General features: G+C 69.6%; 20 protein-coding genes. 10 read left to right on the top strand and 10 right to left on the bottom strand.

Annotation, left to right across the window (positions count from 1 at the left end; genetic code table 11):
• Positions 1 to 6: 6 nt before the first annotated feature.
• Entirely contained in the window at positions 7 to 1,062 is a 1,056-nt protein-coding gene (locus tag AC1Q7H_RS18665; protein WP_013956082.1) for a class I SAM-dependent methyltransferase, read from the top strand.
• A gap of 64 nt (positions 1,063 to 1,126) precedes the next feature.
• Here AC1Q7H_RS18665 and tldD read toward each other — a convergent pair whose 3' ends face one another.
• The 3 genes from tldD to AC1Q7H_RS18650 form a co-directional block, all read right to left on the bottom strand.
• Positions 1,127 to 2,587 (bottom strand): metalloprotease TldD, encoded by a 1,461-nt coding sequence (gene tldD / locus AC1Q7H_RS18660; protein WP_211980872.1) that lies wholly within the window; start codon positions 2,585 to 2,587, stop codon positions 1,127 to 1,129.
• A 99-nt stretch (positions 2,588 to 2,686) separates the two neighbouring features.
• Complete coding sequence (locus AC1Q7H_RS18655; protein WP_013956084.1) at positions 2,687 to 3,517, bottom strand: carbon-nitrogen hydrolase family protein; 831 nt, start codon at positions 3,515 to 3,517, stop codon at positions 2,687 to 2,689.
• 23 nt (positions 3,518 to 3,540) lie between these two features.
• Positions 3,541 to 7,821 carry a YhdP family protein gene (locus tag AC1Q7H_RS18650; protein WP_492381543.1) on the bottom strand — a complete coding sequence of 1,427 codons (4,281 nt, stop codon included), beginning with the start codon at positions 7,819 to 7,821 and terminating at the stop codon, positions 3,541 to 3,543.
• Between the two features lie 317 nt (positions 7,822 to 8,138).
• Here AC1Q7H_RS18650 and glnE point away from each other — a divergent pair, with 317 nt between their 5' ends.
• Together glnE and rrtA are read left to right on the top strand one after the other, a co-directional pair.
• Positions 8,139 to 11,012, top strand: coding sequence for a bifunctional [glutamate--ammonia ligase]-adenylyl-L-tyrosine phosphorylase/[glutamate--ammonia-ligase] adenylyltransferase (gene glnE, locus AC1Q7H_RS18645; RefSeq protein WP_492378359.1), 2,874 nt, complete (start codon positions 8,139 to 8,141; stop codon positions 11,010 to 11,012).
• A complete protein-coding gene (rrtA, locus tag AC1Q7H_RS18640; protein ID WP_211980875.1) occupies positions 11,002 to 11,640 on the top strand; it encodes a rhombosortase in 639 nt (212 codons plus the stop codon). The genes glnE and rrtA overlap by 11 nt, the downstream gene beginning before the upstream one ends.
• A gap of 18 nt (positions 11,641 to 11,658) precedes the next feature.
• Here the strand turns inward: rrtA and mprA are convergent, their stop codons facing one another.
• The 4 genes from mprA to AC1Q7H_RS18620 form a co-directional block, all read right to left on the bottom strand.
• Positions 11,659 to 13,290, bottom strand: a complete 1,632-nt coding sequence (gene mprA / locus AC1Q7H_RS18635; RefSeq protein ID WP_013956087.1) for an MprA protease, GlyGly-CTERM protein-sorting domain-containing form — start codon at positions 13,288 to 13,290, stop codon at positions 11,659 to 11,661.
• Positions 13,291 to 13,398: 108 nt separating this feature from the next.
• Positions 13,399 to 13,848 (bottom strand): hypothetical protein, encoded by a 450-nt coding sequence (locus AC1Q7H_RS18630; RefSeq protein WP_013956088.1) that lies wholly within the window; start codon positions 13,846 to 13,848, stop codon positions 13,399 to 13,401.
• Positions 13,849 to 13,897: 49 nt separating this feature from the next.
• Positions 13,898 to 15,652: a DNA repair protein RecN gene (gene recN / locus AC1Q7H_RS18625; protein WP_492381542.1), complete on the bottom strand. Its 1,755-nt coding sequence runs from the start codon at positions 15,650 to 15,652 to the stop codon at positions 13,898 to 13,900.
• A gap of 66 nt (positions 15,653 to 15,718) precedes the next feature.
• Positions 15,719 to 16,636 carry an NAD kinase gene (locus AC1Q7H_RS18620; RefSeq protein WP_013956090.1) on the bottom strand — a complete coding sequence of 306 codons (918 nt, stop codon included), beginning with the start codon at positions 16,634 to 16,636 and terminating at the stop codon, positions 15,719 to 15,721.
• Positions 16,637 to 16,738: 102 nt separating this feature from the next.
• On the opposite strand from AC1Q7H_RS18620, the gene hrcA reads away from it, so the two are divergent.
• From hrcA to AC1Q7H_RS18605, 3 genes are all read left to right on the top strand, one after another.
• Positions 16,739 to 17,773 (top strand): heat-inducible transcriptional repressor HrcA, encoded by a 1,035-nt coding sequence (hrcA, locus tag AC1Q7H_RS18615; protein WP_492381541.1) that lies wholly within the window; start codon positions 16,739 to 16,741, stop codon positions 17,771 to 17,773.
• 106 nt (positions 17,774 to 17,879) lie between these two features.
• A complete protein-coding gene (gene hemH / locus AC1Q7H_RS18610) occupies positions 17,880 to 18,995 on the top strand; it encodes a ferrochelatase (RefSeq protein ID WP_492381540.1) in 1,116 nt (371 codons plus the stop codon).
• Positions 18,992 to 19,387 carry an RNA-binding S4 domain-containing protein gene (locus tag AC1Q7H_RS18605; RefSeq protein ID WP_492381539.1) on the top strand — a complete coding sequence of 132 codons (396 nt, stop codon included), beginning with the start codon at positions 18,992 to 18,994 and terminating at the stop codon, positions 19,385 to 19,387. The genes hemH and AC1Q7H_RS18605 overlap by 4 nt, the downstream gene beginning before the upstream one ends.
• 67 nt (positions 19,388 to 19,454) lie before the next feature.
• Here AC1Q7H_RS18605 and AC1Q7H_RS18600 read toward each other — a convergent pair whose 3' ends face one another.
• Positions 19,455 to 19,628 carry a hypothetical protein gene (locus tag AC1Q7H_RS18600; protein ID WP_013956094.1) on the bottom strand — a complete coding sequence of 58 codons (174 nt, stop codon included), beginning with the start codon at positions 19,626 to 19,628 and terminating at the stop codon, positions 19,455 to 19,457.
• A gap of 275 nt (positions 19,629 to 19,903) precedes the next feature.
• Here AC1Q7H_RS18600 and grpE point away from each other — a divergent pair, with 275 nt between their 5' ends.
• The gene (gene grpE / locus AC1Q7H_RS18595) at positions 19,904 to 20,464 is read left to right on the top strand and encodes a nucleotide exchange factor GrpE (protein WP_013956095.1); all 561 of its coding nucleotides are present in this window, start codon (positions 19,904 to 19,906) and stop codon (positions 20,462 to 20,464) included.
• 88 nt (positions 20,465 to 20,552) lie between these two features.
• On the top strand, positions 20,553 to 20,984 hold the full coding sequence (locus tag AC1Q7H_RS18590; protein ID WP_211980877.1) for a thioredoxin family protein: 432 nt from the start codon (positions 20,553 to 20,555) through the stop codon (positions 20,982 to 20,984).
• A gap of 22 nt (positions 20,985 to 21,006) precedes the next feature.
• On the opposite strand, the gene AC1Q7H_RS18585 is transcribed toward AC1Q7H_RS18590, so the two are convergent.
• Positions 21,007 to 22,323: a phospholipase A gene (locus AC1Q7H_RS18585; protein WP_153955624.1), complete on the bottom strand. Its 1,317-nt coding sequence runs from the start codon at positions 22,321 to 22,323 to the stop codon at positions 21,007 to 21,009.
• Positions 22,324 to 22,454: 131 nt separating this feature from the next.
• A complete protein-coding gene (locus AC1Q7H_RS18580) occupies positions 22,455 to 22,886 on the bottom strand; it encodes a DUF1841 family protein (protein WP_013956098.1) in 432 nt (143 codons plus the stop codon).
• Positions 22,887 to 22,988: 102 nt separating this feature from the next.
• Between AC1Q7H_RS18580 and AC1Q7H_RS18575 the strand changes: the two genes are divergently transcribed.
• On the top strand, positions 22,989 to 23,927 hold the full coding sequence (locus AC1Q7H_RS18575; RefSeq protein ID WP_153955625.1) for a DMT family transporter: 939 nt from the start codon (positions 22,989 to 22,991) through the stop codon (positions 23,925 to 23,927).
• Positions 23,928 to 24,015: 88 nt separating this feature from the next.
• Entirely contained in the window at positions 24,016 to 24,603 is a 588-nt protein-coding gene (locus tag AC1Q7H_RS18570; protein WP_013956100.1) for a malonic semialdehyde reductase, read from the top strand.
• Positions 24,604 to 24,605: the final 2 nt, after the last annotated feature.

The following is a 24,605-nucleotide window of genomic DNA, read 5'->3' as shown; positions in this document are numbered from 1 at the left end:
TGCATCATGAGCGTCGATGAAGCGAGGCTGAATGCCTTCATGGAAAAATTCATCAACGATATCGGCGCGGTGATGCATGCCGCGACCGTGGTCGTGGGCGATGAACTCGGCCTGTACAAGGCGATGGCGGAAAAAGCCATGACCGCAGAAGTGCTGGCGGCAAAAACCCATACCGACGTGCGCTACCTGCGCGAATGGCTGTCGGCTCAGGCGGCCAGCGGCTATGTCGACTATGACCCGGCAACCGGGCAGTTCAGCCTGAACGAAGAGCAGGCCTATGCGCTGGCGCAGGAGGGCAGCCTCGCATTTATCCCGGGCGCGTTCCAGATCGCGGTGGCGCAGTTCCGCGCCATCCCGAAGATGATCGATATCTTCCGCAACGGCCGCGGGCTGGGCTGGCACGAGCACGATCCCGCGCTGTTCCACGGCACCGAGCGCTTCTTCCGGCCCGGCTACGCGGCGCACCTGGTCTCCGAATGGATTCCCGCGCTGGACGGCGTGGAGGCGCGGCTCAAGGCGGGCGCGTCGGTGGCGGACGTGGGCTGCGGCCACGGCGCGTCGACCATCATCATGGCGCAGGCGTATCCGGCCTCGCGCTTTGTCGGTTTCGACTACCACGAGCCTTCGGTGCGCCATGCCGCCGAAGCCGCGCGCCGCGCCGGCGTGGCCGAGCGCGTGCGCTTCGAAGTGGCCACCGCCAAGGACTACGGCGGCAAGGACTATGACCTGGTGGCGGTGTTCGACTGCCTGCACGACATGGGCGATCCGGTCGGCGCGGCGCGCCACGTGCGCGAGACCCTGCGTGCCGATGGCGCCTGGATGATCGTGGAGCCGTTTGCCAACGACACGCTGGAGCAGAACCTCAACCCGGTCGGCCGGGTGTTCTATTCCGCGTCCACCTTCATCTGCACGCCGGCGTCGCGCGCGCAGGAAGTTGGCCTGTGCCTGGGCGCGCAGGCGGGCGAGACGCGCATGCGCGCGGTGGTTGAGCAGGCCGGCTTCCGCAGTTTTCGCCGCGCGGCGCAGACGCCGTTCAATTTGGTGTATGAAGTGCGGCCGTAAGGCTGGGACGATCCCATGAAAAACGGGACCCCGCGGGGTCCCGTCTTCGTCATCGCCGGACCGCTCAGGCGGTGCCGCCCACCGTCATGTTCTCGATGCGCAGCGTCGGCTGGCCCACGCCCACCGGCACGCTCTGGCCCTCCTTGCCGCAGACGCCGACGCCCGAGTCCAGGCGCATGTCGTTGCCGATCATGGTGACGTCCTTCAGCGATTCCGGGCCGTTGCCGACCAGCGTCGCGCCCTTGACCGGATAGGTGATCTTGCCATCCTCGATCATGTAGGCCTCGCTGGCCGAGAACACGAACTTGCCGTTGGTGATGTCCACCTGGCCGCCGCCGAAGTTGACCGCATACAGGCCGCGCTTGACGCTGGCGATGATTTCCTGCGGATCCCTGTCGCCGTTGAGCATGTAGGTGTTGGTCATGCGCGGCATCGGCAGCGCGGCATAGCTTTCGCGGCGCGCGTTGCCGGTGACCGGCATCTTCATCAGGCGCGCGTTGAGCGTGTCCTGGATATAGCCGCGCAGGATGCCGTCCTCGATCAGCGTGGTGCACTGGGTCGGGTTGCCTTCGTCGTCCAGGTTGAGCGAGCCGCGGCGGTTGGCCAGCGTGCCGTCGTCGACCACGGTCACGCCCTTGGCCGCGACGCGTTCGCCCATGCGGCCGGCAAAGGCCGACGAGCCCTTGCGGTTGAAGTCGCCCTCCAGGCCGTGGCCGACGGCTTCATGCAGCAGCACGCCAGGCCAGCCCGGGCCCAGCACCACGGTCATCGCGCCGGCCGGGGCCGGGCGCGCGTCCAGGTTGACCAGGGCCGAAGAGACGGCCTCGTCCACATACTTCTGCAGCAGCTCGTCGGTGAAGTAGCCATAGGCATAGCGGCCGCCGCCGCCGGAAGAGCCGACCTCGCGGCGCCCGCCGTGTTCGGCGATCACCGTGACCGAGACCCGCACCAGCGGACGCACGTCGGCGGCGATCACGCCGTCGCTGCGCGCCACCAGCACCACGTCGTATTCGCCGGCCAGGCCTGCCATCACTTGCACCACGCGCGGATCCTTGGCGCGCGCCATGCGCTCGACGCGCTCCAGCAGCGCCACCTTCTCGGCCGCGCTCATGGAGTCGAGCGGGTCGTTGGGCGTGTACAGGTTGCGCCCGGCGTGCGTGGCCAGCTCGCCGGCCACCTTGACGCGGCCGCTGCCGGCACGGCCGATGGTGCGCGTGGCCGCCGCGGCCTGCGACAGCGCCGCCAGGCTGATGTCGTCCGAATAGGCGAAGGCGGTGCGGTCGCCCGAGACCGCGCGCACGCCCACGCCCTGGTCGATGCTGAAGCTGCCCGACTTGACGATGCCTTCTTCCAGGCTCCAGGCCTCGTTGCGGGTGTACTGGAAGTACAGGTCGGCATAGTCGACCTTGTGCGTGAAGATATCGGCCAGCACGCGCTGGAGCTTAGCCTCGTCCAGGCCGTACGGTGTCAGCAGCAGTTGCTGCGCAGTGGCCAGGTTGCGGATTCCGAGATCGCCGGCGTTCATGAGATGTCCTTTCTTCCTGGGAACGCGCCGGCTTGCGGCCGGCGCGGCAAAAAATTCTCTGGGCGGGCGCCGGTGGCGGCCCCCGCGGTTGCGTACATGCTACAGCACCCGGTGTCGCAGTGCCGGCAGGTTCTGCCGGACCTCTGCCAGGCGCGCGGGGTCGATCACGCCGCCGACCACGCCTTCGCCTTCAGGCAGCGTTGCCAGGACCTCGCCCCACGGATCGACCAGCATCGAATGGCCCCAGGTGCGCCGGCCGTTCTCATGCTTGCCGCCCTGTGCCGCGGCCAGCACATAGCATTGGTTTTCAATGGCGCGGGCGCGCAGCAGGATCTCCCAGTGCGCCTGCCCCGTGGTGTAGGTGAAGGCGGCCGGCATCAGAATCAAGCTGGTGCCGTCGCCGGCGGCCAGTCCGCGGTAAAGCTCGGGGAAGCGCAGGTCGTAGCACACCGACATCGCCACCCGGCCGCAGGGCGCATCGAAGCTGACCGGCGTGCGCCCGGCCAGGATGGTGCGCGACTCGTCGTAGCTTTCAGTGCCGCGGGTAAAGCCGAACAGGTGGATCTTGTCGTAGCGCGCCACGCGCTCGCCGCGCGGGTTGAAGGCGAGCGAGGTGTTGTACACGCGCGCCGGGTCGTCGCACCACATCGGCAGCGTGCCGCCGACCAGCCAGATGCCGTGGCGGCGTGCCGTATCGGCCAGGAACTGCTGCACCGGGCCGTCGCCGTCATGCTCGCGCACCGCCACCTTGTCCGATTCGGAGCGGCCCATCATGCAGAAGTATTCGGGCAGCAGCACCAGCGCGGCGCCGCCGGCGGCGGCCTCGGCGATCAGCGCGCCGGCGCGCGCCAGGTTGGCATCGAGCGAGGTGCCTGTCACGGTCTGGATGGCGGCAACGCGGAACGGGGCGGGGGCGGCGGGTGCAGTCATAGGCGGGGCGGGCGTTGTTTTCCTCAGCGCGGGAAGGCGGGGTCGGCGCGGTTCTGGAAGGTCGGGGCTTGCGCCTTATTGTCCTCCAGTTTGCCGATCTGCGGGTTAGCCCAGCTACCGCTGATGCGGTAGTGCTGGGTGAACACCTTGGAGAACTCGTCGGCAAACAGCAGTTGCGCGGCCAGCGTGCCGATGCCCAGCACCGGGTTGATGAAGGCGGCCGCGATCGAGGTGGAGGTGGCGTTGATGCGCGGCACCACCTCCACGCGCAGGTCCTGGGTCTCGCGCAGCAGGTTGGCGGTGCCGCTCATGCTGGCCATGATCTGCGGGCTCCTGAGCTCGAAGTCCTGGATCGTGCCGACGCCGTTCTCGATCGTGCCGGTGCCGGCAATGCGGTCGAACACCAGCCCGCGGCCCGACAGGGTGCGGAAGTCCAGCGTGGCAAAGCGCAGCAGGCCCTGCAGGCTGAGCACGCCCAGCAGCCGCGCCGCGCCGGGGTCCACGCTCAGGATCTGGCCATTCTCCAGGTCCAGCGACAGCTTGCCCGACAGCGTCGGGTAGTCGATCGACAGCGGCGAGCCGCGCCAGGCCACGCGGCCTTCGAGCTTGCCCTTGCCGTCGCTCAGCGTGTGTGCCAGGCCCAGCCGGTCCAGCGTGGCGCCGGCATCGCGCACGTCGATGGTGAAGGACAACAGGGTGCGGCGCTCGGCATTGGCGTCGGCGCGCAGCCGGCGCGGCACGCGCCAGCTGCCGCTGCCGGTCAGGGTGGCGCCGGGCTGCTCGATCTGCAGCTTGTCCAGGGTCCAGACCGGGTCGGCAGCGCTGGTGCCGGTATGGGCCTTGACCTCAAGCTTGCCGAAGTCATGCCCGCGCAGCATGAACTGATCGGCCACCAGGTCGATCGCGGGCAGCTCGTCGATGCTGCTGGCAAGCGCGTCCACCACGTTGTGCTCGTCGCTGGCATCGGGCACGTTCAGGCGCGCCAGGCGCAGTTGCAGCGACCCGGTGGCCGAGGGCCCGGCCGGACGCCACTGCACCGCGCCGGCCACCTGGCGCGAGTCGATCTTAGCGTTCCAGCCACCGGCCTCGCGGTTGGCGTCGAGCACCACCTCATCCAGCGTGCGGCCCATGGCGTGCAGCGCGCGCGCGCGCAGCGCAATGCGGCCAGGCAGGAAGGGCGAGGGCGCCTCAGCGGGGCCCGCGGTGCCGGCACCGCCACCGAAGGCCGCCCGCCACGCATCGATATCGAGCTGGTCGAAGGTGGCCGCGGCGCTGACACCGGCCGCAGGCAGCGGCGCCGCCTGCTGCACGCCGATGCCGCCGGCGAGCACGTCGATGCCGCCGCCCTGGTCGCGGCGCAGCAGGTAGCGCGCGTTCAGCGCATGGCCCAGCTGCACCACCAGTTCGCTGGCGCCGGCGCGGCCCGGGGCGCTGGCCGGGCGCAGGTCCACGCGCAGCGCCAGGTCTTGCGCCGCGGCCTTGGCCAAGGGCGCGGGCAGGCCGCTCGCCATGCCATTCAGTTCGGAGCTCAGCTGCACCTGCAGCTGGCGCTCGCGCGTGGCGATCACGGCGCTGTAGCTGGTGCTGCCTTCGAGCCGCGCGGCCACCGGCGCCAGCGCCGAGCCCGCGGCAGCCTCGCGTAGCCCCGCGGCCGAGACGCTGCCGCTGGCGGTGACGTGCGTGGCGCCGTCCGGCTGGGTGCCGCCGCCGAGCCGGATCTCGCCACCGAGGAAGCGGGCGCGCATGTTCTCCAGCCCGAAACCGTGTTCGTTGAACGTGATGGTGCCGTTGGCATGGCCCAGTTGCGGCAACTGCGGGCTGAGCACGACTTCGTTGCCGGGGAAGCGGAAGCGGCCGTCCACCTTGGCGGCATTGGCGTGTTCCAGCGGCATGTCGAGCTTGAGCCTGAGCTCGCCGTTGCCGTTGGCCTGCGCCGCATCGGCCACGTGCGCGGTCCATTCGCGCACCGGCGAAGCGTTGATGTAGCGCAGGAAGCCCTGCACCGGTCCGCTGGCGCCGCCGTCGATCACCAGCTTGCCGTGCGGGCCAAGGTCGTCGATGCGGCCCTTGACGTCCTGTAGCGTGACGCCGGGGATATCTTGGACCGTGGCCCGGCTCGCCAGGAACGTCATGCCGCCGCGGTCGAACACGACCCGCCCGGCAATGTCGGTGAACGTGGGCCACGCCTGTACGCCGGCGGTGGTGCCGCTCGCGGTCTCATGCGGGGCGATCTGGTAGCTGACGTGTTCGATCGGCACCTCGACGCGGAACTCGCCGGCCTTCTCGTGCGGGGCACGGAACGGGAAATGCGCCAGGTCGCCGCGCAGCACGAAGCTCACGCCGGCCGCTTCGCCGCCCGCCAGCGCGCCGGCCAGGTAGTGCCGGGTGCCGGCCGGAATGCTCAGCGGCAGGTAACGCGGCACGCGCGCCACCTGGGCGCGGGTCATGTCACCGGTCAGGTTGGCGATGCCGGATACACCGTCGCCGCCTGCGCGCCAGGTGCCGCGCACCGAGCCGGCCGCATCGGCATTGGCAAAGCGCACGCCGTCCAGCGTGACCGCGAGCTTGCCGCCGGTGTGGGTCCAGTGCACTTCGCCGCCGATCTGGTCGAACGGCAGCCGCGGCTCCTCGAACAGGCCGGGCAGCACCAGTGCCGCGTCATTGCCTTCGAAGCGGGCATTGCCCTGCTGGTCATCGAAGGAGAAGGTGCCGGACAGGTGCGAGAAGCCGGGCGTGCCCAGCCGCGGGTGACCGCTGGCGTCCATCGCGGGCACGGCCGGCTGGCCATTGACCGAGACGTCGCGCAGCGTGCCCTGCACGCTGTAGAGCGGCTTGCCGCCGCCGCGCTCGAGCATGCCGGCGCGATCGCGGCTCCAGGTCACGTTCAGGTTGTCGATGTGGCCCGCCGGCTGCAGCGCGCGCAGCCGGCGCAGCACCGCGGTGTCCAGCGGCATCGAGCTGGACACCGCGCGCACCGTGTTCAGGTCCAGCGTGGGCGCCTTCAGCGAGAACTTGCGCAGGGTGCCGTCATTGGCGGTGGCCCAGCCGAGGGTGACCTTGCGCATGCCTTCGCGCCAGGTGCTGTCGGCGGGGGTGCCCTCATCGTCGCTGGCGGGCAGGGGTTGCCAGAGCAGGGTGTCGACGGTCAGCAGGTTGCTGCCGTCACGCTCGGTCCGGTGCAGCAGGAAGGCCTGCGCATTGGCCAGGCGCAGCGGGGCGGAGGCGCCGGCCAGCTGCAGGTCGACGCCGCTGGCGCGCAGCCGGGTCTGGCTGCGCACGATGCGGCCCTGGCGGAATTCAATGCTGCCGTCGGTGCTGAAGGTGCCGCTGGCGACGCGCTCGAACATCGCCAGGTAGCGCTGCAGCACCGGCAACTGCAGCTGGCCGAGGTCCCAGCTGGCCTGCCCGGTCCAGTAGCGCCAGTTGCCGGCGCTGTGCAGGTAGTCGTTGCGGAAGGTGGACTGCACTACCAGGGGGCTCGGCCCCAGCGCCGGCGAGCGCGCTTCCAGTTCCAGCGTATGGCGCACGCCATCGCGGCGGGTATCGAGGCGGATCTCGCCGATATCGAGCTGCGGCAGGCCTGCCTTTTCGTCCAGCCAGCGCAGCTTGCCGTCGGACAGCGCCACGCGCCCCTGCGACATCAGCCAGCCCAGGAAGCGGTCGTCGTCCTGCTGGCCGCCGGTCGCGTCCACCACCATGCCGCCCACCAGCAGCCTGCCCTCGGGCGTGCGCCGCACCAGGATGTCGGTGCTGGTCGCGCCTAGGCTGACGAACTGCAGGTTCATACTGAACAGCGAACGCCACGACAGCTTGCCGTCGAGCGTGGCGGCCGCAAGCAGCACGCGCCGTTCGGGGTCCACGGCGCGCAGGCCGCGGGCGCGGAAGGCTGGGTGCCAGCCGTCCCAGTAGGTATCGAGCGCGCCGATGCTGACCTTGGCCGAGAGCGCCACCGAGCCGCGCTCTTCCAGCCACTGGCGCGCGGTGGATGCCTGTGGCCACAGCACGAAGCGGATCAGCAGGCCCGCCACCAGCGCCAGCGCGGCCAGCACCAGTGCCAGCCGCACCAGCGCGCGGCCCAGCCCGCGCCAGAACGGGTGGCGCACGGCTGCCGCCACGCCGCGCGCGCAGGCGCGCAGGAACGTGCCCGCGCGTGCGCGGGCGGAACCGCTGCGCCGGGCGCTGGCGGCATCGTTGGCCGGGGGATTCACGGCGTGTGGCGGGGCCAGGGTGGAGGCGGCCTCCGGCCCGCCCGCGCCGCAATTGGGGGGGGAACCATCAGCGGGTGGTGGGGCGCGGCTGGACATGCGCAGATTATCCGACAATACTAGCCGCTCTCCAATCTGGTGCCCGGCCGGCTGAAACAAGAACGCGCAAGCTGCGCGCACCCAACGCGACAATAGCGACGATGGCGCGCCCGCTGCGCGGACAACAGGACGCGAGCATCGGGTGAACCGCGGGGCGAACCACGGGCCGCACCTTTTCTCGCATTTCAAATACTGGAATGACTGCCTCTGAACCGACGAGTTCCGCCGCTGGCGACGCTGCTGACCAACATGGCGCGCGCGCCACACCGGATCCGGCCAATCCAGCGAATGCGCAGCCAGGGCCGGGCCCCGGCACCATGGCTGCCGGCGCCTTTGCCATCACCGCGGCGCAGGCGCTGCAGCCGGCTGACGGGGTTGGCCAAGCGGGCGGCCACGTATTGTACTCGGCTGCGTATTCGCACTACGCGCGCCGCGTGCTGCAGGCCCGGCCGGATTTGCCGGCCGTCCTGGCCGCCGCGGCCGCCCAGCCGCTGACGCGCGCCTGGATGCAGGCGCGGCTGCAGGCGCTGCACGAGCCCTCGGCCGATGCCGAGGAATCCGCCAAACGCACCCTGCGCCGTCTGCGCGCCGAAGTGATGTGCGCGGTGATCGAGCGCGATTTGCGCGGCCTGGCCACGCTGGGCGAGGTCACCGGCGCCATGACCGACCTGGCCGAGCTGGCGATCCAGCATGGCCTGGCGATGCTGGGCGACGACCTGGCCGCCACCTTCGGGCGCCCGGTCGGCGCCCAAAGCGGCGAGGTGCAGGAGCTGGTGGTGGTGGGCATGGGCAAGCTGGGCGGGCGCGAGCTCAATGTCTCGTCCGACATCGACCTGATCTTTCTCTATGACGAGGACGGCGAGACCCAGGGCGGCTCGCGCAGCCTGTCCAACCACGAGTACTTCATTCGTCTCGGCCGCCGCCTGATCAACCTGCTGGCCGAGGTGACCGCCGATGGCTATGTGTTCCGCGTCGACATGCGGCTGCGCCCCAACGGCGATGCCGGCCCGCTCGCGTGCAGCCTGGGCATGCTGGAGGAATACCTGGTGGTGCAGGGGCGCGAGTGGGAGCGCTATGCCTGGATCAAGGGCCGCGTGGTGTCGGCGCTCGACACGCCGCACGCGCAGCGCACCGCCAGCCTGCTGGCGCGGCTGACCACGCCCTTCGTGTTCCGTCGCTACCTGGACTATGGCGTGATCGCCGCCATCCGCTCGCTGCATGCGCAGATCCGCAGCGAGGCCGCCAAGCGCAGCGGCGGGCTGGCGGGGCACGGCGTCAACCAGCGTTCGTTCAATATCAAGCTGGGCCGCGGCGGCATCCGCGAGATCGAATTCATGGCGCAGGTGTTCCAGCTGATCCGCGGCGGCCAGGACCCGGTGCTGCGCGTGCGCCCGACGCTGGAAGTGCTGGCGGTGGCGGTCGATCGCGGGCTGTTGCCCGCCGGCCAGGCCGAGCAGCTCGGCGATGCCTACCGTTTCCTGCGCCAGCTCGAACACCGGCTGCAGTACCGCGACGACGCCCAGACCCACCACCTTCCGACTTCGCCCGACGAACAACTGGCGGTGGCGCGGATGATGGGTTGCGCCGACTGGCAGGAACTGCTGGCGCGCCTCGCGGCGCTGCAGGAGCCGGTGGCGCAGCAGTTCGAAGCCACCTTCTCGGATCCCGATGCCGCCCCGTGCGAAGCGCTGTGGCCGGGCATCGTGTTCGACGACAACGCCGCGCAAGCGCAGGACAACCTGGAACAGAAGCAGGACGACGCGGCCTGCGACGATGACGCCGCGCCCTGTCAGCGCCTGCAGGCCGCCGGCTTCACCGACTGCAACGGGCTGCTGGACCGGCTGCGCGCGATCGCCTCGTCGCTGCGCTACCGCGCGCTGTCCGAGTCCAGCCGCGCGCGCTTCGATCAGCTGGTGAACCGCGCGCTGGACCTGGCCGCGCGCCAGGACGACGCCGACAGCACCATCGCGCGCTTTATCGACTTCCTCGAGGCGATCAGCCGCCGCGCCTCCTACCTGTCGTTGCTGTCCGAGTATCCGCAGGCGATGGACCGCGTCGCGCAGACGCTGCATGCCTCGCGCTGGGCCGCGGCCTACCTGACGCGGCACCCGCAGCTGCTGGACGAACTGCTCGACAGCGATGCGCTGGCCGGCGCGCCCGACTGGGCCGCCTTCCGCAAGCGCCTGCATGAACGGCTGCTGGCCGCCGAAGGCCAGATCGAGCAGCAGATGGACATCCTGCGGCGCGAGCATCATGTCGAGACCTTCCGAGTGCTGCTGCAGGACCTGCAGGGCATGCTGACGGTGGAGCAGGTGGCCGACCGCCTGTCCGACCTGGCCGATGCCATGCTCGAGGCCACGCTGGCAACGGTCTGGCGCCAGCTGGCCACGCGCCACCGCGACACGCCGCGCTTCGCGGTGATCGCCTACGGCCGGCTGGGCGGCAAGGAACTGGGCTATGCCTCGGACCTGGACATCATCTTCCTGTACGACGACGACCATGAGCGCGCGCCCGACGTCTACGCCGCCTATGCGCGCCGGCTGATTACCTGGCTGACCAGCCATACCGCCGCCGGTGCGCTGTTCGACGTCGACACGCGGCTGCGCCCCAACGGCGCGGCCGGCCTGCTGGTGACCAGTTTCGAGGCGTTCCGCCGCTACCAGCTGCGCGAAGGCGACAACACCGCCTGGGTGTGGGAACACCAGGCGCTGACGCGCGCGCGCTTCTGCGCCGGCGACGCCGCCATCGGTGACCGCTTCGAGGCGCTGCGCGGCGAGGTGCTGTGCCAGGAACGCGATGCCGCCGCGCTGCGCGACGAGATCGTGCAGATGCGCCGCAAGGTCGCCGAAGGCCATCCCAACCCGACCGACCTGTTCGACCTGAAGCACGATCGCGGCGGCATGGTCGATATCGAATTCACGGTGCAGTACCTGGTGCTGCTGCACAGCCGGGCGCACCCGCAGCTCACGCGCAATGCGGGCAATATCGCGCTGCTGCGCGAAGCGGGCGAGCTGGGCCTGATCGACGCGACGCTGGCACTGGCGGTGGGCGATGCCTACCGGCTGTTCCGCGCGCGCCAGCACCAGCTGCGGCTCGAGGGGCAGGCGCATGCGCGCGTCGCGCCCGCGTCGGTGGCGCAGCAGACCGGACAGGTGCGCGCGCTGTGGCAGGCCGTGTTCGGTGAGGCCTGACGCGGCAGTTCCGCCGGCACCGGCCGGGGCATCGTGGCCGGGGTTGCTGGCGGCGATCGCGCTGGTGTGGGCGCTGTCGGCCTGGTTCACCTTCATGCCATGGTGGCATGCGCATGGCCTCTACCTGCGCGATGCCGTGCGGCTGGACGGCCAGTGGTGGCGCCTGGCCACCGCCATGTGGGTGCACCTGGATGGACACCACTGGCTGGCCGACGCGCTGGCGGCCACCGGCGTGCTGGCCATCGCCGCGCGCGCGGCGCGTGCGCACACCCTGTTGCTGGTGCTGGTTGCCTGCGGCATCGGCGTGCAGGTGGTGCTGCTGCGCGCGCCGGCGATTGCATGGTATGGCGGGCTCTCCGGCGCCTTGCACGGGCTGGCCCTGTGGGGCGCGCTCGCGCTGTTGCGGGCATCGGGCCTGGCGCGCGTCACCGGCGTGCTGCTATGCCTGGGCGTGCTGGCCAAGGTCTGGGTGGAACAGTCGTGGCTGGCGCCGGTGGTGTTCGAACCGGCCTGGGGATTTGGCGTGGTGCGCCTCGCGCACGCGGCCGGCGCCGTGGCCGGCCTGCTGTGCTGGGTCTTGCAGGAGTGGTGGCTGGCGCGTCGCCCGGCCCGCGGCGACGACGCCTGAGCCGGCCGGGCGCCGGGGTTACAGGCGACGCCGCAGCGCGAAGGCCAGCAGGCCGGACAGCGCCAGCAGTATCGCGGTCCAGGGCGCAATGGCGCCGCCGCCACCGCCACCACCATTGCCCGGTGCCGGCGCAGCCTGCGCCGGTGGTGTGCCCGCCGCGGCCGCCAGTGCGCCGTCGGCATCGAGCAGGCCGGCGCCGCAGACGCCCGGATTGGTGGTGCAATAGGTGCCGGACGGATGCGGGCGTGCCGAAGCCTTCAGCGCTGCGGTGACCTGGGCCGGAGTCAGCGAACCATTGACCGCGAACATCATGGCCACCACGCCCGAAACCATCGGCGCGGCGAAGCTGGTGCCCGCGGATGACGTCACGACATAGTTGCCAAGGCCAGTCTTGCCATCGTTGTTCAAGGTGCGAATGACCGAGGGCGTGGTCGTGCACTGCCCATTGACTACCTGCGAGTTGCCGCATCCGCCGCCCGGCGCGCTGATCGCGACCTGCGGGCCGACGTTGGCATAGCTGGCATTCTCGCCGTCGTTGGCATGCGCCGTGACCGCGATCACGCCGCTGCAGTCGCCCGGCGCTTCCACCGCGCCGCGCTCATTGCCGGCGGCGGCCACCACCACCACGCCGCGCGCGTTCAGGTCGTTGACGGCCTGTTGCTCAATGCTGCTGCAGGTGCCGCCGCCGAGGCTGATATTGACCACGCGCGCCGGCGTCGCATTGGCCGGCACGTTGGGTACCGACAAGCCGCCGGCCCAGCGCATGGCGTCGACGGTATCGGACAGCAGCGCGCCGCAGCGGCCCGAGACGCGCACGGGCAGGATGCGCGCGTTCCAGTCGACGCCCGCGATGTCCTGCGCATTGTTGGTCTGCGCGCCCAGCACGCTCGCCACGCGCGTGCCGTGCCAGCTGTTGTTGGTCGCCGTCTGCGTGGGCGTTGAACTGCCCGGGCAGGTGAAGTTGGCCGGGACATTGTCGCCGGCGTCGGTGGCATCGGCGTCGCGGCCGTCGCCGTCATTGGAAATGGTGCTGCTGCTGATGAAGTCGTAGCCCGGCAACACGCGCGCCGCCAGGTCGGGGTGCGGCAGGATGCCGGTGTCCACCACCGCGATCACCACGCCGCTGCTGCCGCGGCTGCGGTCCCACGCGCGCGGCAGGTTGACGCCGCCCACCGCCGTGCCGGTACCCATCAGGTAAGGCTGGCGCGAGATGAACTCGGGATCGTTGGGCAGGGTGTCGTGCAGCTTCAGCCAGCGGTCGGGCACGGCATCGGCGATGCGTGGGTCCTGGCGCAGCCGGGCCGCCGCGGCTTCCGGGTCGGCAGCGAGTGCGTCGGGCACCTGCAGCAGGTGCAGGTTGCCGCCCATGGCGCGGCGCGCCGTGACGGCAATGCCGGTGCGCTCGCTCAGCTGCTTGAGCGCATCCGCCGCGGCTGCAGGCGTCTTGCTGCTGCCATCGCTGGCGGTGCCATTGGCGCCGTCACGCCAGCGCACGATGATCTGGCCAGTGTAGGCGGGTGCGGCATGGGCGCCGGCAGCCAGTGCCGCGCTGGCCGGCATCACGCCGCACACAGCGGCGGCGAAGACAATGGCCCGCCAACGGCGGGTCACGGGGCTGCTACGGAAGTCGGACTGCGCGGGTTGCGGCATGTATTCCTCCTGGGGCGTAGCGCGCGAGGGGCTTGTTATGTAGCGAATACGATCCAGCGTGGTTGCGCAAGGGCAACCGAAGGCTTAAGTCCTGTCGTGCATCCGGGCTCAGCTCTGCGGCATGTCGCGGCTGGTGGGAATGTTGCGGTTGGGCTTGAGCACGCGGTCGGGCTCGGCGGTCTCGATGCGGGGCGTGGCGCGCAGGGTCTCGACCGCCTGGTCGAGGGTGGCATCCGCCGACGGCGAGATCGCGGTGACCAGCCAGACGCCGCCGGACATCGGGCGCTTGACCACGTAGCGGATCGGGCCCTTGATCTCGGCCAGCAGCTTGCCGGCGTCCTCCGACAGGTTCACCGCGGGCGGCTTGAAGCGCACCATGATGTCGCCCAGGGAACGGTCGTCGCTGATGCTGCCCGGCGGCGGGGCCGAGGACTTAGGCTGGGCCTGGCAGGCGGACAGCGCCAGCAGTGCGGCCGATGCGGCGGTGGCGATGGCCAGCACGGCGCGCAGCGATGCGCGCGGGCGTTGCCGGAGGCCGGCTTGCGCTTGGCGGGTCATGGTGAAGCTCCTGTCAGTATATGGATTGGCGCACGTGCGGGGGCGGCTTTCAGCCGGCGGCGCGGCGGCTGCGCCGGCCATCCTTGCCGCCCGTGCCGCGTGCGGGCTGGCTGCCCTGGCCGCCGGCCATGCCTTGCGCCAGCATTTCTTCCGCATGTTGCAGCGTGGTGGCGGTGACAGTGGCGCCGCCCAGCATGCGGGCGGTCTCGACCACGCGCCCGGCGGGGTCCAGCACCCGGATGCGCGAGCGTGTGACCGAGCCGTCGCCTGCATCGGTGGTTTCCTTGCTGACCAGCAGGTGGGTGCCGGCCTGCGCCGCCACTTGCGGCAGGTGCGTCACGCACAGCACCTGGCGCGCGCGGCCGAGCTCCTGCAGGCGCCGGCCGACCACTTCGGCCACCGCACCGCCGATGCCGGTATCGACCTCGTCGAAGATCAGCGTGGGCGTGGGCGAGGCCTCGCTGGTGATCACCGAGATCGCCAGGCTGATACGCGCCAGTTCGCCGCCCGAGGCCACCCGGGCCAGTGGCCGCGGGCTCACGCCGGCATGGCCGGCGACCAGGAATTCGACCTGCTCCAGTCCATGGCTCTGGCCTTCGTCGAGCGCATTGAGTGCGGCGACAAAGCTGCCGCCGGCCATCGACAGGCCCTGCATGGCGTCGGTGACCGCGGCGGACAGCGCCTGCGCGGCCTGCTTGCGGGCGTGGCTGAGATGCTGTGCCAGGGTCAGGTAGGCGGCCTTGGCCGCGGCCTCGCGCGCCATCACCTTGTTCAGGTCCTGCGCGGCCTGCAGGTCGTCCAGCTGCTGGCGGCGGGCCACCAGCTCGTCGGGCAGTTGCTCGGGCGGCAGGCGGTACTTGCGCGCGGTGGCGTGCAGCGCCTGCATGCGTTCGTCCACGGCCTGCAGCCGCTCGGGATCGAGTTCGAGCCGGTCGACATAGCGCATGAGCGAGTGCGCGGCTTCCTCGGCCTGCATCTGCGCAGGCTCGAGCGCGGCCAGCACGTCGCGCAGCGCGGGATCGACATCGGCAAGCTGCTGCAGCTTGTGCACGATGGTATTCAGCGCCGACAGCACCGAGCCGTCGGCCTCGGACAGTGCGTCGAGCGCGACGCGGCTGCCGTCGATCAGGCCGGCGGCATGCGACAGCCGGTTGTACTCGGACTGGATCTCTTCCCATTCGCCCGGCTGCGGGTTGAGCTTGTCCAGTTCGCCGACCTGCCATTCCAGCCGTTCTCGTTCGAGCTGCATCTCGCGCGACTGGTGTTCTACCGCCTCGCGCTGGCGCACGCAGGCACGCCAGGCGCGCCAGGCCTCGGCCACGGCGCCGGCCTGCTGGGTGAGGCCGGCGTGGGCGTCGAACAGCAGCCGCTGCGCGTCGGGGCGCAGCAGCAGCTGGTGCGCGTGCTGGCCGTGGATGTCGACCAGCTGGTCGCCGACTTCGCGCAGCTGCGCCAGGGTGGCGGCGGCGCCGTTAATAAAGGCCTTGCTGCGGCCGCCGGCATCGACCGTGCGGCGCAGCAGCACGGTATGCACGCCGTCTTCCGCTTCGCTGTTGAGCTCGCGCTCGGCCAGCCAGGCATCCAGTGCCGGGTGGGTCGAGAAGGTGGCGCTGACGCTGGCGCGCGGGGCGCCTTCGCGCACCACGCCGGCATCGGCGCGTTCGCCCAGCACCAGCGCCAGGGCATCGATCAGGATGGATTTGCCGGCGCCGGTCTCGCCGGTGAAGACGGTGAAGCCAGTGGTGAAGTCCAGGTCGAGCGTATCGACGATGACGAAATCGCGGATGGACAGGCTGCGCAGCATCGTGGCGTGGAAGGTAGTCGGTCCGATGGGTTCGGGCTCAGGCTTGAGGGGCGGCTTGATACTGGCTCAGAGGCGATTGTCTTCGGAAGGATACTCGTGCCAGTGCAGCTTCTTGCGCAGCGTGGCGTAGTAGTTGTAGCCGACCGGGTGCAGCAGGTTGATGGATTTTTCGGAGCGCCGCACCACGATGCGGTCGCCCGGCAGCAGCGAGGTCAGCGACTGCATGTCGAAGTTGACGCTGGCGTCGCGCGCGCTGGCCACCTCGATGGTGACCTCGGCGTCGTGCGGCAGCACGATCGGGCGGTTGGACAGCGCGTGCGGGGCGATCGGCACCAGCACCACGCCCGACAGCGTCGGATGCAGGATCGGGCCGCCGGCGGACAGCGCGTAGGCGGTGGACCCGGTGGTGGTCGACACGATCAGCCCGTCCGAGCGCTGGTTGTACATGAAATGGCCGTCCACCGACACCGCCAGCTCGACCATGCCGGAGATGCCCGAGCGGTTCACCACCACGTCGTTCAGGGCCAGCGCGGAGAAGATGTCCATGTCGTCGCGCACCACGCGCGATTCCAGCAGCAGGCGGGTCTCGGCCTCGTACCGCCCGTCGAGCATGTCGGGCAGCACGGTGTGCGCGTCTTCCAGCGCGATGTCGGTCATGAAGCCCAGCCGCCCGTGGTTGACGCCGATCAGCGGCACGTCGTAGCCGGCCAGCTGGCGGGCGATGCCCAGCAGCGTGCCGTCGCCGCCCAGCACCACGGCCACGTCGGCCTGCCGGCCGATCTCCTCGGCGGACAGGGCAGGGTAGCCGGTTAGCCCGGTGGCCAGCGCGGTTTCGCGCTCGAACACCACGTCCTGCCCGTTGCGCAGGATATAAGAGGCGATCTCCTCCAGCGGCCCTTCGATGCCGGCAGTGGAGTACCGGCCCACCAGGGCGACGGTCTTGAACGAAGTGCGCACGGCGCTGGCTTTCGGGGGGGCGGACATGCGTGGATTAGACCATACCGCCATGACGGTTGTCAGCAGGCGCGGACGGGCGGCCCAGGCCGCCCGCCAGAAGGTCCAAAACTTGCGTAAAATCGGGGCATCATGGATGAACGCTCCAAAACGCTGCTCAAGACCCTGATCGAGCGCTATATTGCCGAAGGGCAGCCGGTCGGTTCCCGCACCCTGTCGAAGTACTCGGGGCTGGACCTGTCGCCTGCGACGATTCGCAATGTGATGTCCGATCTGGAGGAAATGGGCTTTATTGCCAGCCCGCACACCTCGGCCGGCCGTATCCCGACCCCGCGCGGCTACCGGCTGTTCGTCGATTCGATGCTGACGGCCAAGCCGCTGGAGCACAACGCCGACCTGGCCGAGCTGACCGGTCAGATCCAGGACCAGCTCGGCGGCCAGCAACTGGGGCCGCAGCGCATGATCACGGCGGCGGCGCGCACGCTGTCCAACCTGTCGCACTTCGCCGGCGTGGTGATGACGCCGCGCCGCGCGCAGGCGTTCCGGCAGATCGAATTCATGCGGCTGTCGGACAAGCGCATCCTGCTGATCATCGTCAGCCCCGAGGGCGACGTGCAGAACCGCATCATCCAGACCGAGCTGTCATACACGCCGGCCCAGCTGATCGAGGCGGCCAACTTCTTCAACTCGCACTATGCCGGCATGAGCTTCGACACGGTGCGCGGCCACCTGCGGGTGGAACTGCAGGACCTGCGCCGCGACATGTCGCAGCTGATGCAGGCCGCGGTCGAGGCCGGCAGCGTCGCCGAGGACGAGGACGACGACCACGTCTTTATCAGCGGCGAGCGCAAGCTGCTGGAAGTGGAAGACCTGGCCTCCAGCATGGACAAGCTGCGGCGCCTGTTCGACGTGTTTGAGCACAAGACCAGCCTGCTGCAGCTGCTGGACGTGTCCAGCCATGCGCAGGGCGTGCAGATCTTTATCGGCGGCGAAAGCCGGCTGGTGCCGATCGAAGACATGGCGGTCATCACCGCCCCGTACGAGGTTGACGGCCAGATCGTCGGCACGCTCGGCGTGATCGGCCCCACGCGCATGGCGTATGAGCGCGTGATCCCCATCGTCGACATCACCGCGCGCTTGCTGTCGAGCGCCCTGAGCCAGAACTAGTGCAAAGACTGGCTGGTCTGACAAGCAGTTCCATTCCTACCGAGCGCGGCAATCGCCGGTGCGCCGCACCGGCGCCATCCCGGCACCGTGCCAACCCGGAAGCGACATGACGTTTTCTCCCGAACCGGCCTACCAGCACGGCCACGCGCCGCGCACGGCGATCCTGCTGGTCAACCTGGGCACCCCGGACGCACCCACGCCCAAGGCGGTGGGGCGCTACCTGAAGGAATTCCTGTCCGACCCGCGCGTGGTTGAGATCCCGCGCGTGGCCTGGCTGCCGCTGTTGCATGGGGTGATCCTGCCGCTGCGATCGCGCGCCTCGGCGCTGAAGTATGAATCGATCTGGCTGCGCGAGGCCCATATGACGGGCTCGCCGCTGCTGGTCTACAGCGAGCGCCAGGCCCATGCGCTGCAGCGGCTGCTGAACCAGCATGGCCATGAAGTGACGGTCGCGTGCGCAATGCGCTACGGCAACCCGTCGATCGCCTCGGTGCTGGAGGCGCTGCGCCGGCAGGGCTGCGAGCAGGTGCTGGTGCTGCCGATGTATCCGCAGTACTCGGGCACCACCACGGCCACGGCCTTCGACGAGGTGTTCCGGGTGCTGGGCCAGTGGCGCAACCAGCCCGAGCTGCGGCTGGTCAAGCATTTCCATGACCACCCGGCCTATATCTCGGCGCTGCACCAGCAGGTCGGCGCCTATTGGGCGCGGCACGGCATGCCGGACTTTGCCCGCGGCGACAAGCTGATCCTGTCGTTCCACGGCGTGCCGCGGCGCACGCTGGAGCTGGGCGACCCCTATCACTGCGAATGCCTGAAGACCGGCCGGCTGCTGGGCGAGGCGCTGGGCCTGCAGCCGGGCCAGTATCAGGTGACGTTCCAGTCCCGTTTTGGCAAGGCGGAATGGCTGCAGCCGTACACCGCGCCGACGCTGGCCGAGCTGGGCAAGGTCGGCGCGGGCCGGGTCGACGTCTTCTGCCCGGGCTTTCCGGCCGACTGCATCGAGACCCTGGAGGAAATCGCCATGGAAGGGCAGACCGAGTTCAAGGTCGCGGGCGGCAAGGATTTCCACTTCATCCCGTGCCTGAATGATGCCGATCCGTGGGTCGCGGCCATGGCCGAGATCGCGCTGCAGCACCTGCAGGGCTGGCCGCTGGCCACGCCGCATCCGCACGAACTGGAAGCACGGCGCACGCGCGCCCAGACCCGGGGAGCGGCGGCATGAATGTCGACTTTGCGCCGGATGCGCGCCAGCGCATCGACAAATGGCTGTGGTGCGCGCGCTTCTTCAAGACGCGCTCGCTGGCGGCCGAAGCGGTGGAGCGCGGCAAGGTGACCGTGAACGGCCAGCCATGCAAGAACTCGCGCGAGGTGAAGCCCGGCGACATGGTGGTGCTGGAAGCGCATCAGCAGCGCTGGGAACTGGTGGTGAAGAGCATCGCCGCGGCGCGCGGGCCGGCGCCGGTGGCGCAGACGCTATACGAGGAAAGTGCCGAAAGCCAGTCCCGCCGGCTGGCCGATGCCGAACGCCGGCGCCTGCAGCCGGAGCCGTCCGCGCAGATCCAGGGGCGCCCGACCAAGCGGGACCGGCGCCGCATCGACCACCTAAAGAGCTGAAATGACAACGCGGCGGCACCGGGAAGCTCCGGTGCCGCCGCGCAGTGGGCACAGGGTCAGGTGGCGCTTATTCCTGCGTGACTTCCTGACTGACGATAGGGACGATGTAGTGCTTGAACACCGCCTTGCCGCTGCCATACTCCGTATCGCGCGAGGTGAATGCGCCGGAAAGGCAGATAAAGACGGTCATGACCGCCAAGGCGGCCACAAGGCAGAGCGTCACGACTGGCAGCTTATGCATGGCCAACCTTTCGGAAGAGGCACAAAGTTGAACCATCTCCAGGACCCCCGACATTTTTGTCATTTTTCTTACTGAGAATCTTAGTGAGTGCGATGCAGCAAAGCAATAAGGCGTCGATTGCATATGGGTGGCCTTTGTAACCGTGTGTTTCCGCGTCACGCCAGCGCCACTCTTGAAAACCTGCGCCTTGCCACCACCTGCACGGAACACGCGCCGATTTACCACCCGCGGCCAGGCCCACGGCGGGCCGCGACAATGCATTGATACGGATCGACATGGAAGAACAGAAGCAGACGCCAACCACCCAGACGCCTACGCCCGCGGGCGAAGAGGCGGCCAACGCCAGCCAGGAAACCGGTGCGCCGGAAACCGCTGCCGTGGATGACGTGGCGGCCCAGCTGGCCGCCCTGGAAGCCAAGGCGCGCGAGCATTACGACCTGTATATGCGCGCCGTTGCCGAAGGCGAGAACATCCGCCGCCGGGCGCAGGACGATGTCGCCAAGGCGCACAAGTTCGCCATCGAGAACTTCGCCGACAACCTGCTGCCGGTGATGGACAGCCTGCAGGCCGCGCTGGCCGACGGCTCGGGCGATATCGCCAAGCTGCGCGAAGGCGTCGAACTGACCGCGCGCCAGCTGGCGGCCGCCTTTGAGCGCGGCAAGATCGTTGAACTCAACCCGGTGGGCGAGAAATTCGACCCGCACCGCCACCAGGCCATCTCGATGGTGCCGGCGGACCAGGAACCCAATACCGTGGTGACCGTGCTCCAGCGCGGCTACACCATTGCCGAGCGCGTGCTGCGGCCGGCGCTGGTGACGGTGGCGGCACCGAAGTAAGCCGGCCCGGGACGGCGGCGTGCCATCCTGGATTGCGACCTGACGCCCGGTGCCGGCTGGCCCGGGCGTTTGTCATTCTGGAGCGAGCATGACCACTGAACCAGGCGCCGGCTCGGCGCAGTCGTCCCCGGCCCCCCACCTCGACCACCGCGCCTTCGAGGCGTTCGGCATGCGCGAGGTCGATGACGGCATCATCGACGCCGCCATAGCCGGGGCCGGCGACGCGCTGGTGTGCGTGTTCTTCTGGGGGGTGGACTGCTTCAACTGCGAGATGGCCAAGAAGGCCATGCTGGCCAACCCCGAACCGGTCCGCGCGCTGGCGCTGCACTGGCTGCATGCCAACGTCTACGCGCATCCCGGGCTGGGCCGGCGCTTTGGCCTGCATGGCATCCCGGTGTTCATGTTCTTTCAGAACGGCAAGAAACTGGGCTGCGCCACTGGCTGGCATGGCCACGGCCAGTTTGCCGCCGCGGTGGCCAATGCGCGGCTCAAGGCCAGCGGCAAGCCGCTGGCCGGCTGAGCGGTCTGGCCGTTCAGCGGGTTCAGCGGGACAGCGCGTAGCCGATGCGGAACTGCCACGGCAGCTTGTGGTTGTAGTCCAGCAGGCTCTCGCCATAGCCGACGAAGTAGCCCGCCATCAGGTAGCCCGCGGTGCCGGGGATCAGCCGCGCCATCGGGTAGGTCAGCTGGGCGTCGACGCTGCCGTACCACTTGCGCGTGCCCTTGCGCAGCGTGGCGGAGAACTCCCATGAGTCCGGGCGCCCGTAGGCAATGCCCAGGTCCATGAAGCCGCGGTAGTGGGCGATGTCGGGGTTGTCGCCCTTTTCCACATAGGCATAGAGCTTGGGCGCGACGCGCCAGTGCCAGTCGTTCTGGTCGCCGAAGTAGAAGGTCGGCTTGACGAAGACCGTATTGATGCTGCGCGATTCGTCGCCGCTGCGGCCATTGGATTCATGCTCCAGGCCGGCCGCCAGCGACAGCCGGCTGATGACGTTGTTGCGCACGCCGGTATCCGACAGGTAATAGAACAGGCTGGGCCGGTAGTTGGTGTCGCGGAACGGCTTGGACTGCTCGGACAGGTCCCACAGCGAAAACTGCGTGTAGCCCACGTACAGGTTGTCGAACAGGCGCTTCGACGCCGGGTCCTCGCCCTGAAACAGGCGGTACTTGAAACTCAGCTGGAACTTGGCGTTGGCGCCGTCATGCGCGCCGACCATGAAATACATCGGGTCATGGAACGACAGCCGGGCGCTGTCGCGCAGGTCGGCCGGCGCGGGTGCGGCGGCGCCCGCGGTGGTGACCGGGGAGACCGGCACGGCTGCGGTAGCGGTCGCCGGCTCTGCGGCGTCGGTGGCCGGCTCGGTGCCGTTCGCTGCCGGTGCCTTGCCGGCGACCGGTGGCGCGGCGGTGGCGGGTTCGCCGGGCTGCGGCAGGCGGTTCAGCGTCACCAGTACCGGCGCGGCGTCGATGCCGGTGGCATCCAGCCGCACCTGGCCGCGCAGGGCCGGGGGCAGCGCCACCGTGTAGCGGATCGCGCGGTGCTCACCGCGGCGCAGGTTGACCACGGCCGGGCCCGAGACTTCGCGCCACAGCACCAGCCGCACCGGCGCCTGCAGGTCGCCCGAGGCGGTCACTTCGAGCGTGTCGGGAATCCGGTAGCGGCGCGTGGCGTCGTCGGCGCTGACCACCAGCGTCAGCGTCAGCGGCTGGTTGCCGTCGATCACGCGCGGCGGCTGCAGCAGCGCCACCCCGGCGTGGCCGGCCAGCGGCCAGGCCAGCATCAGCGACAGGCAGAGCGGGGCAACGGCGCGGCCGGCGGGCGCGAGCCGGCGCCGGCGGGGGAGGGCAATACGGGGCATGGTTTGCGGGCACCGCGCCGCCATATGACGGCAACGCGGCTAGGGAAATGCGGACCCCAAAGCCTACCACGCACCCATCGGAGGGTTGTGACGAATTGTACGCAGCACTTGATGCGTCTCGCGTACCGGACTTAGCGGTTGGCGCGGCGCTTCACGCAATCGACGTAGTGGTCGCCGTCGGGCGGCTGGCCGGTGCGTTGTGCCTGCCACAGCATTTCGCCCAGGCATTCCATCACCTGATGCTGGGCTTCGTGCGGGGAATCCAGCCGGCGCGCCAGCGCCTCATAGGCCTGGCGAATGCCGCGCGGCTGGTCGACCGAGACCTGCTCGGAGATCGACAGGTGCATCGACAGGTGCAGGAAGGGGTTGGTCTGGCCTTGCTCGGGAGTGTAGTCCTGCGACAGCGCACCTTCACTGTCGCGCAGCAGGCCGTGGTACTCGGGGTGCTCGCCGATCCAGTCGATTGCGATGGCTTCCAGCGGGGTCAGCACGCCGCCTGTGAGCTGCTTCTGCCAGGCATCGCAGAAGAACCGGCGGACTTCTTCTCGGGAGGGATTAAACATGGTGGCGACATTGTAAACGAGGGCCGCGGCCCGCGCTGGCGGCGCCGCTTGTTGCAAGCGGCGCCAAGTAGAATGCGGGATCGCCGACTTTCCGCCCGCTCGATGACCGCTTCCGCCCAAACCGCCCCGGACCACGCCCGCGACAAGCTGGCCGGCGTGCTGCTGATCGCGCTGTCGGCCAGCGCCTTTGGCGCCATGGCGATCTTCGCGCGCTTTGCCTACGCGGCCGGCGCGGATGTCTACGGGCTGCTGCTGGTGCGCTTCATGCTGGCCGCCGCGGCATTGGCCTGGGTGATGCGCACGCGCGGCATCGCCTTGCCGCCGTGGCGCCGCGTGCTGGCGCTGGCGGCGATGGGCGGCATCGGCTATGTCGGCCAGTCGTTCTGCTTCTTCAGCGCGCTCAACCATGCGCAGGCCAGCCTGGTGGCGCTGTTGCTGTACCTGTATCCGCTGTTCGTGACGATCCTGGCGGCGGTCTTCCTGAAGGAGCGGCTGACCACTGCCGCGGTGATCGCGCTGGTGTTGTGTTCGGTGGGCGCCGGCCTGACCGTCGGCGGCGGCGAGGGCTCACCGCTGGGGATCGCGCTGGGGCTGGCGGCGGCGGTGATCTATTCGGTCTATATCATCGTCGGCGCGCGCGTGACTGCCGGCGTCAACCCGATCGCCACCACCACGGTGATCTGCACCGCGGCGGCGCTGGTCTACGGCGCCGTCGGCCTGCTGCGGATGGGGGCGGGCGCGCCGCCGCAGTTCCCGGCCACTGCCGGCGGCTGGCTGGCGCTGGCAGCCATCGCGCTGTTGTCGACGGTGCTGGCGATCCTGACCTTCTTCGCCGGCCTGCAGCGGCTGGGCGCAGCGCAGGCGTCGATGCTGTCGACGCTGGAGCCGGTGGTCACGGTGCTGCTGGCGGCGCTGCTGCTGGGCGAGCATATCGGCGCGGCGCAGGCCGTGGGCGGCGGGCTGATCCTGGCCGGCGTGCTGTGGCTGACCCGCCGGGGCAGTGCGCCGGCGCCGGCCCGCGCCGATATGCAAGGGAATTGAACGGGTTGCTCAAAGGCGCTGTCGTGGGGCGCACAAGGCGTTGGGTACAATCGCGCCTTCTCTTAAATCTCGTACAGGAAAGAAGCGCATGTCCCAGATCGACAACGCCGCGCTGGCGCAGCTGTTCACCGAAGCCCGCACGCACAACGTGTGGCAGGACCGCCACGTGGACGACGCCGTGCTGCACCAGATCTATGAAGCGATGAAGTTCGGCCCGACCGCTGCCAACAGCAGCCCGGCGCGCATCGTGTTTGTCAAGAGCGCTGCCGAGAAGGCGCGCCTGGTGGACTGCGTGTCGGCCGGCAACGTCGACAAGACCCGTTCGGCGCCGGTGACGGCCATCATCGCCTTCGACACCGCCTTCCACGACCAGCTGCCCAAGCTGTTTCCGCATGCCGACGCCCGTTCCTGGTACGCCGGCAACGCCGAGAAGATCGCCCGCGACGCGCTGATGAACAGCTCGCTGCAAGGCGGCTACTTCATCCTGGCGGCGCGCGCGCTGGGCCTGGACTGCGGCCCGATGGGCGGCTTCGATGCCGACAAGGTCAACGCGGCCTTCTTCCCTGACGGCAAGTGGCAGGTCAACTTCCTGTGCAACCTGGGCTACGGTGAGGCCGACAAGCTGTTCCCGCGCGGCCCGCGCCTGTCGTTCGACGAAGCCTGCCGCATCGTCTGAAC

Source organism: Cupriavidus sp. GW823-FHT06D04, assembly GCF_058795055.1.
Note: the sequence above shows the minus strand (reverse complement) of the source record. Positions and strands in the feature narration are given on the sequence as shown.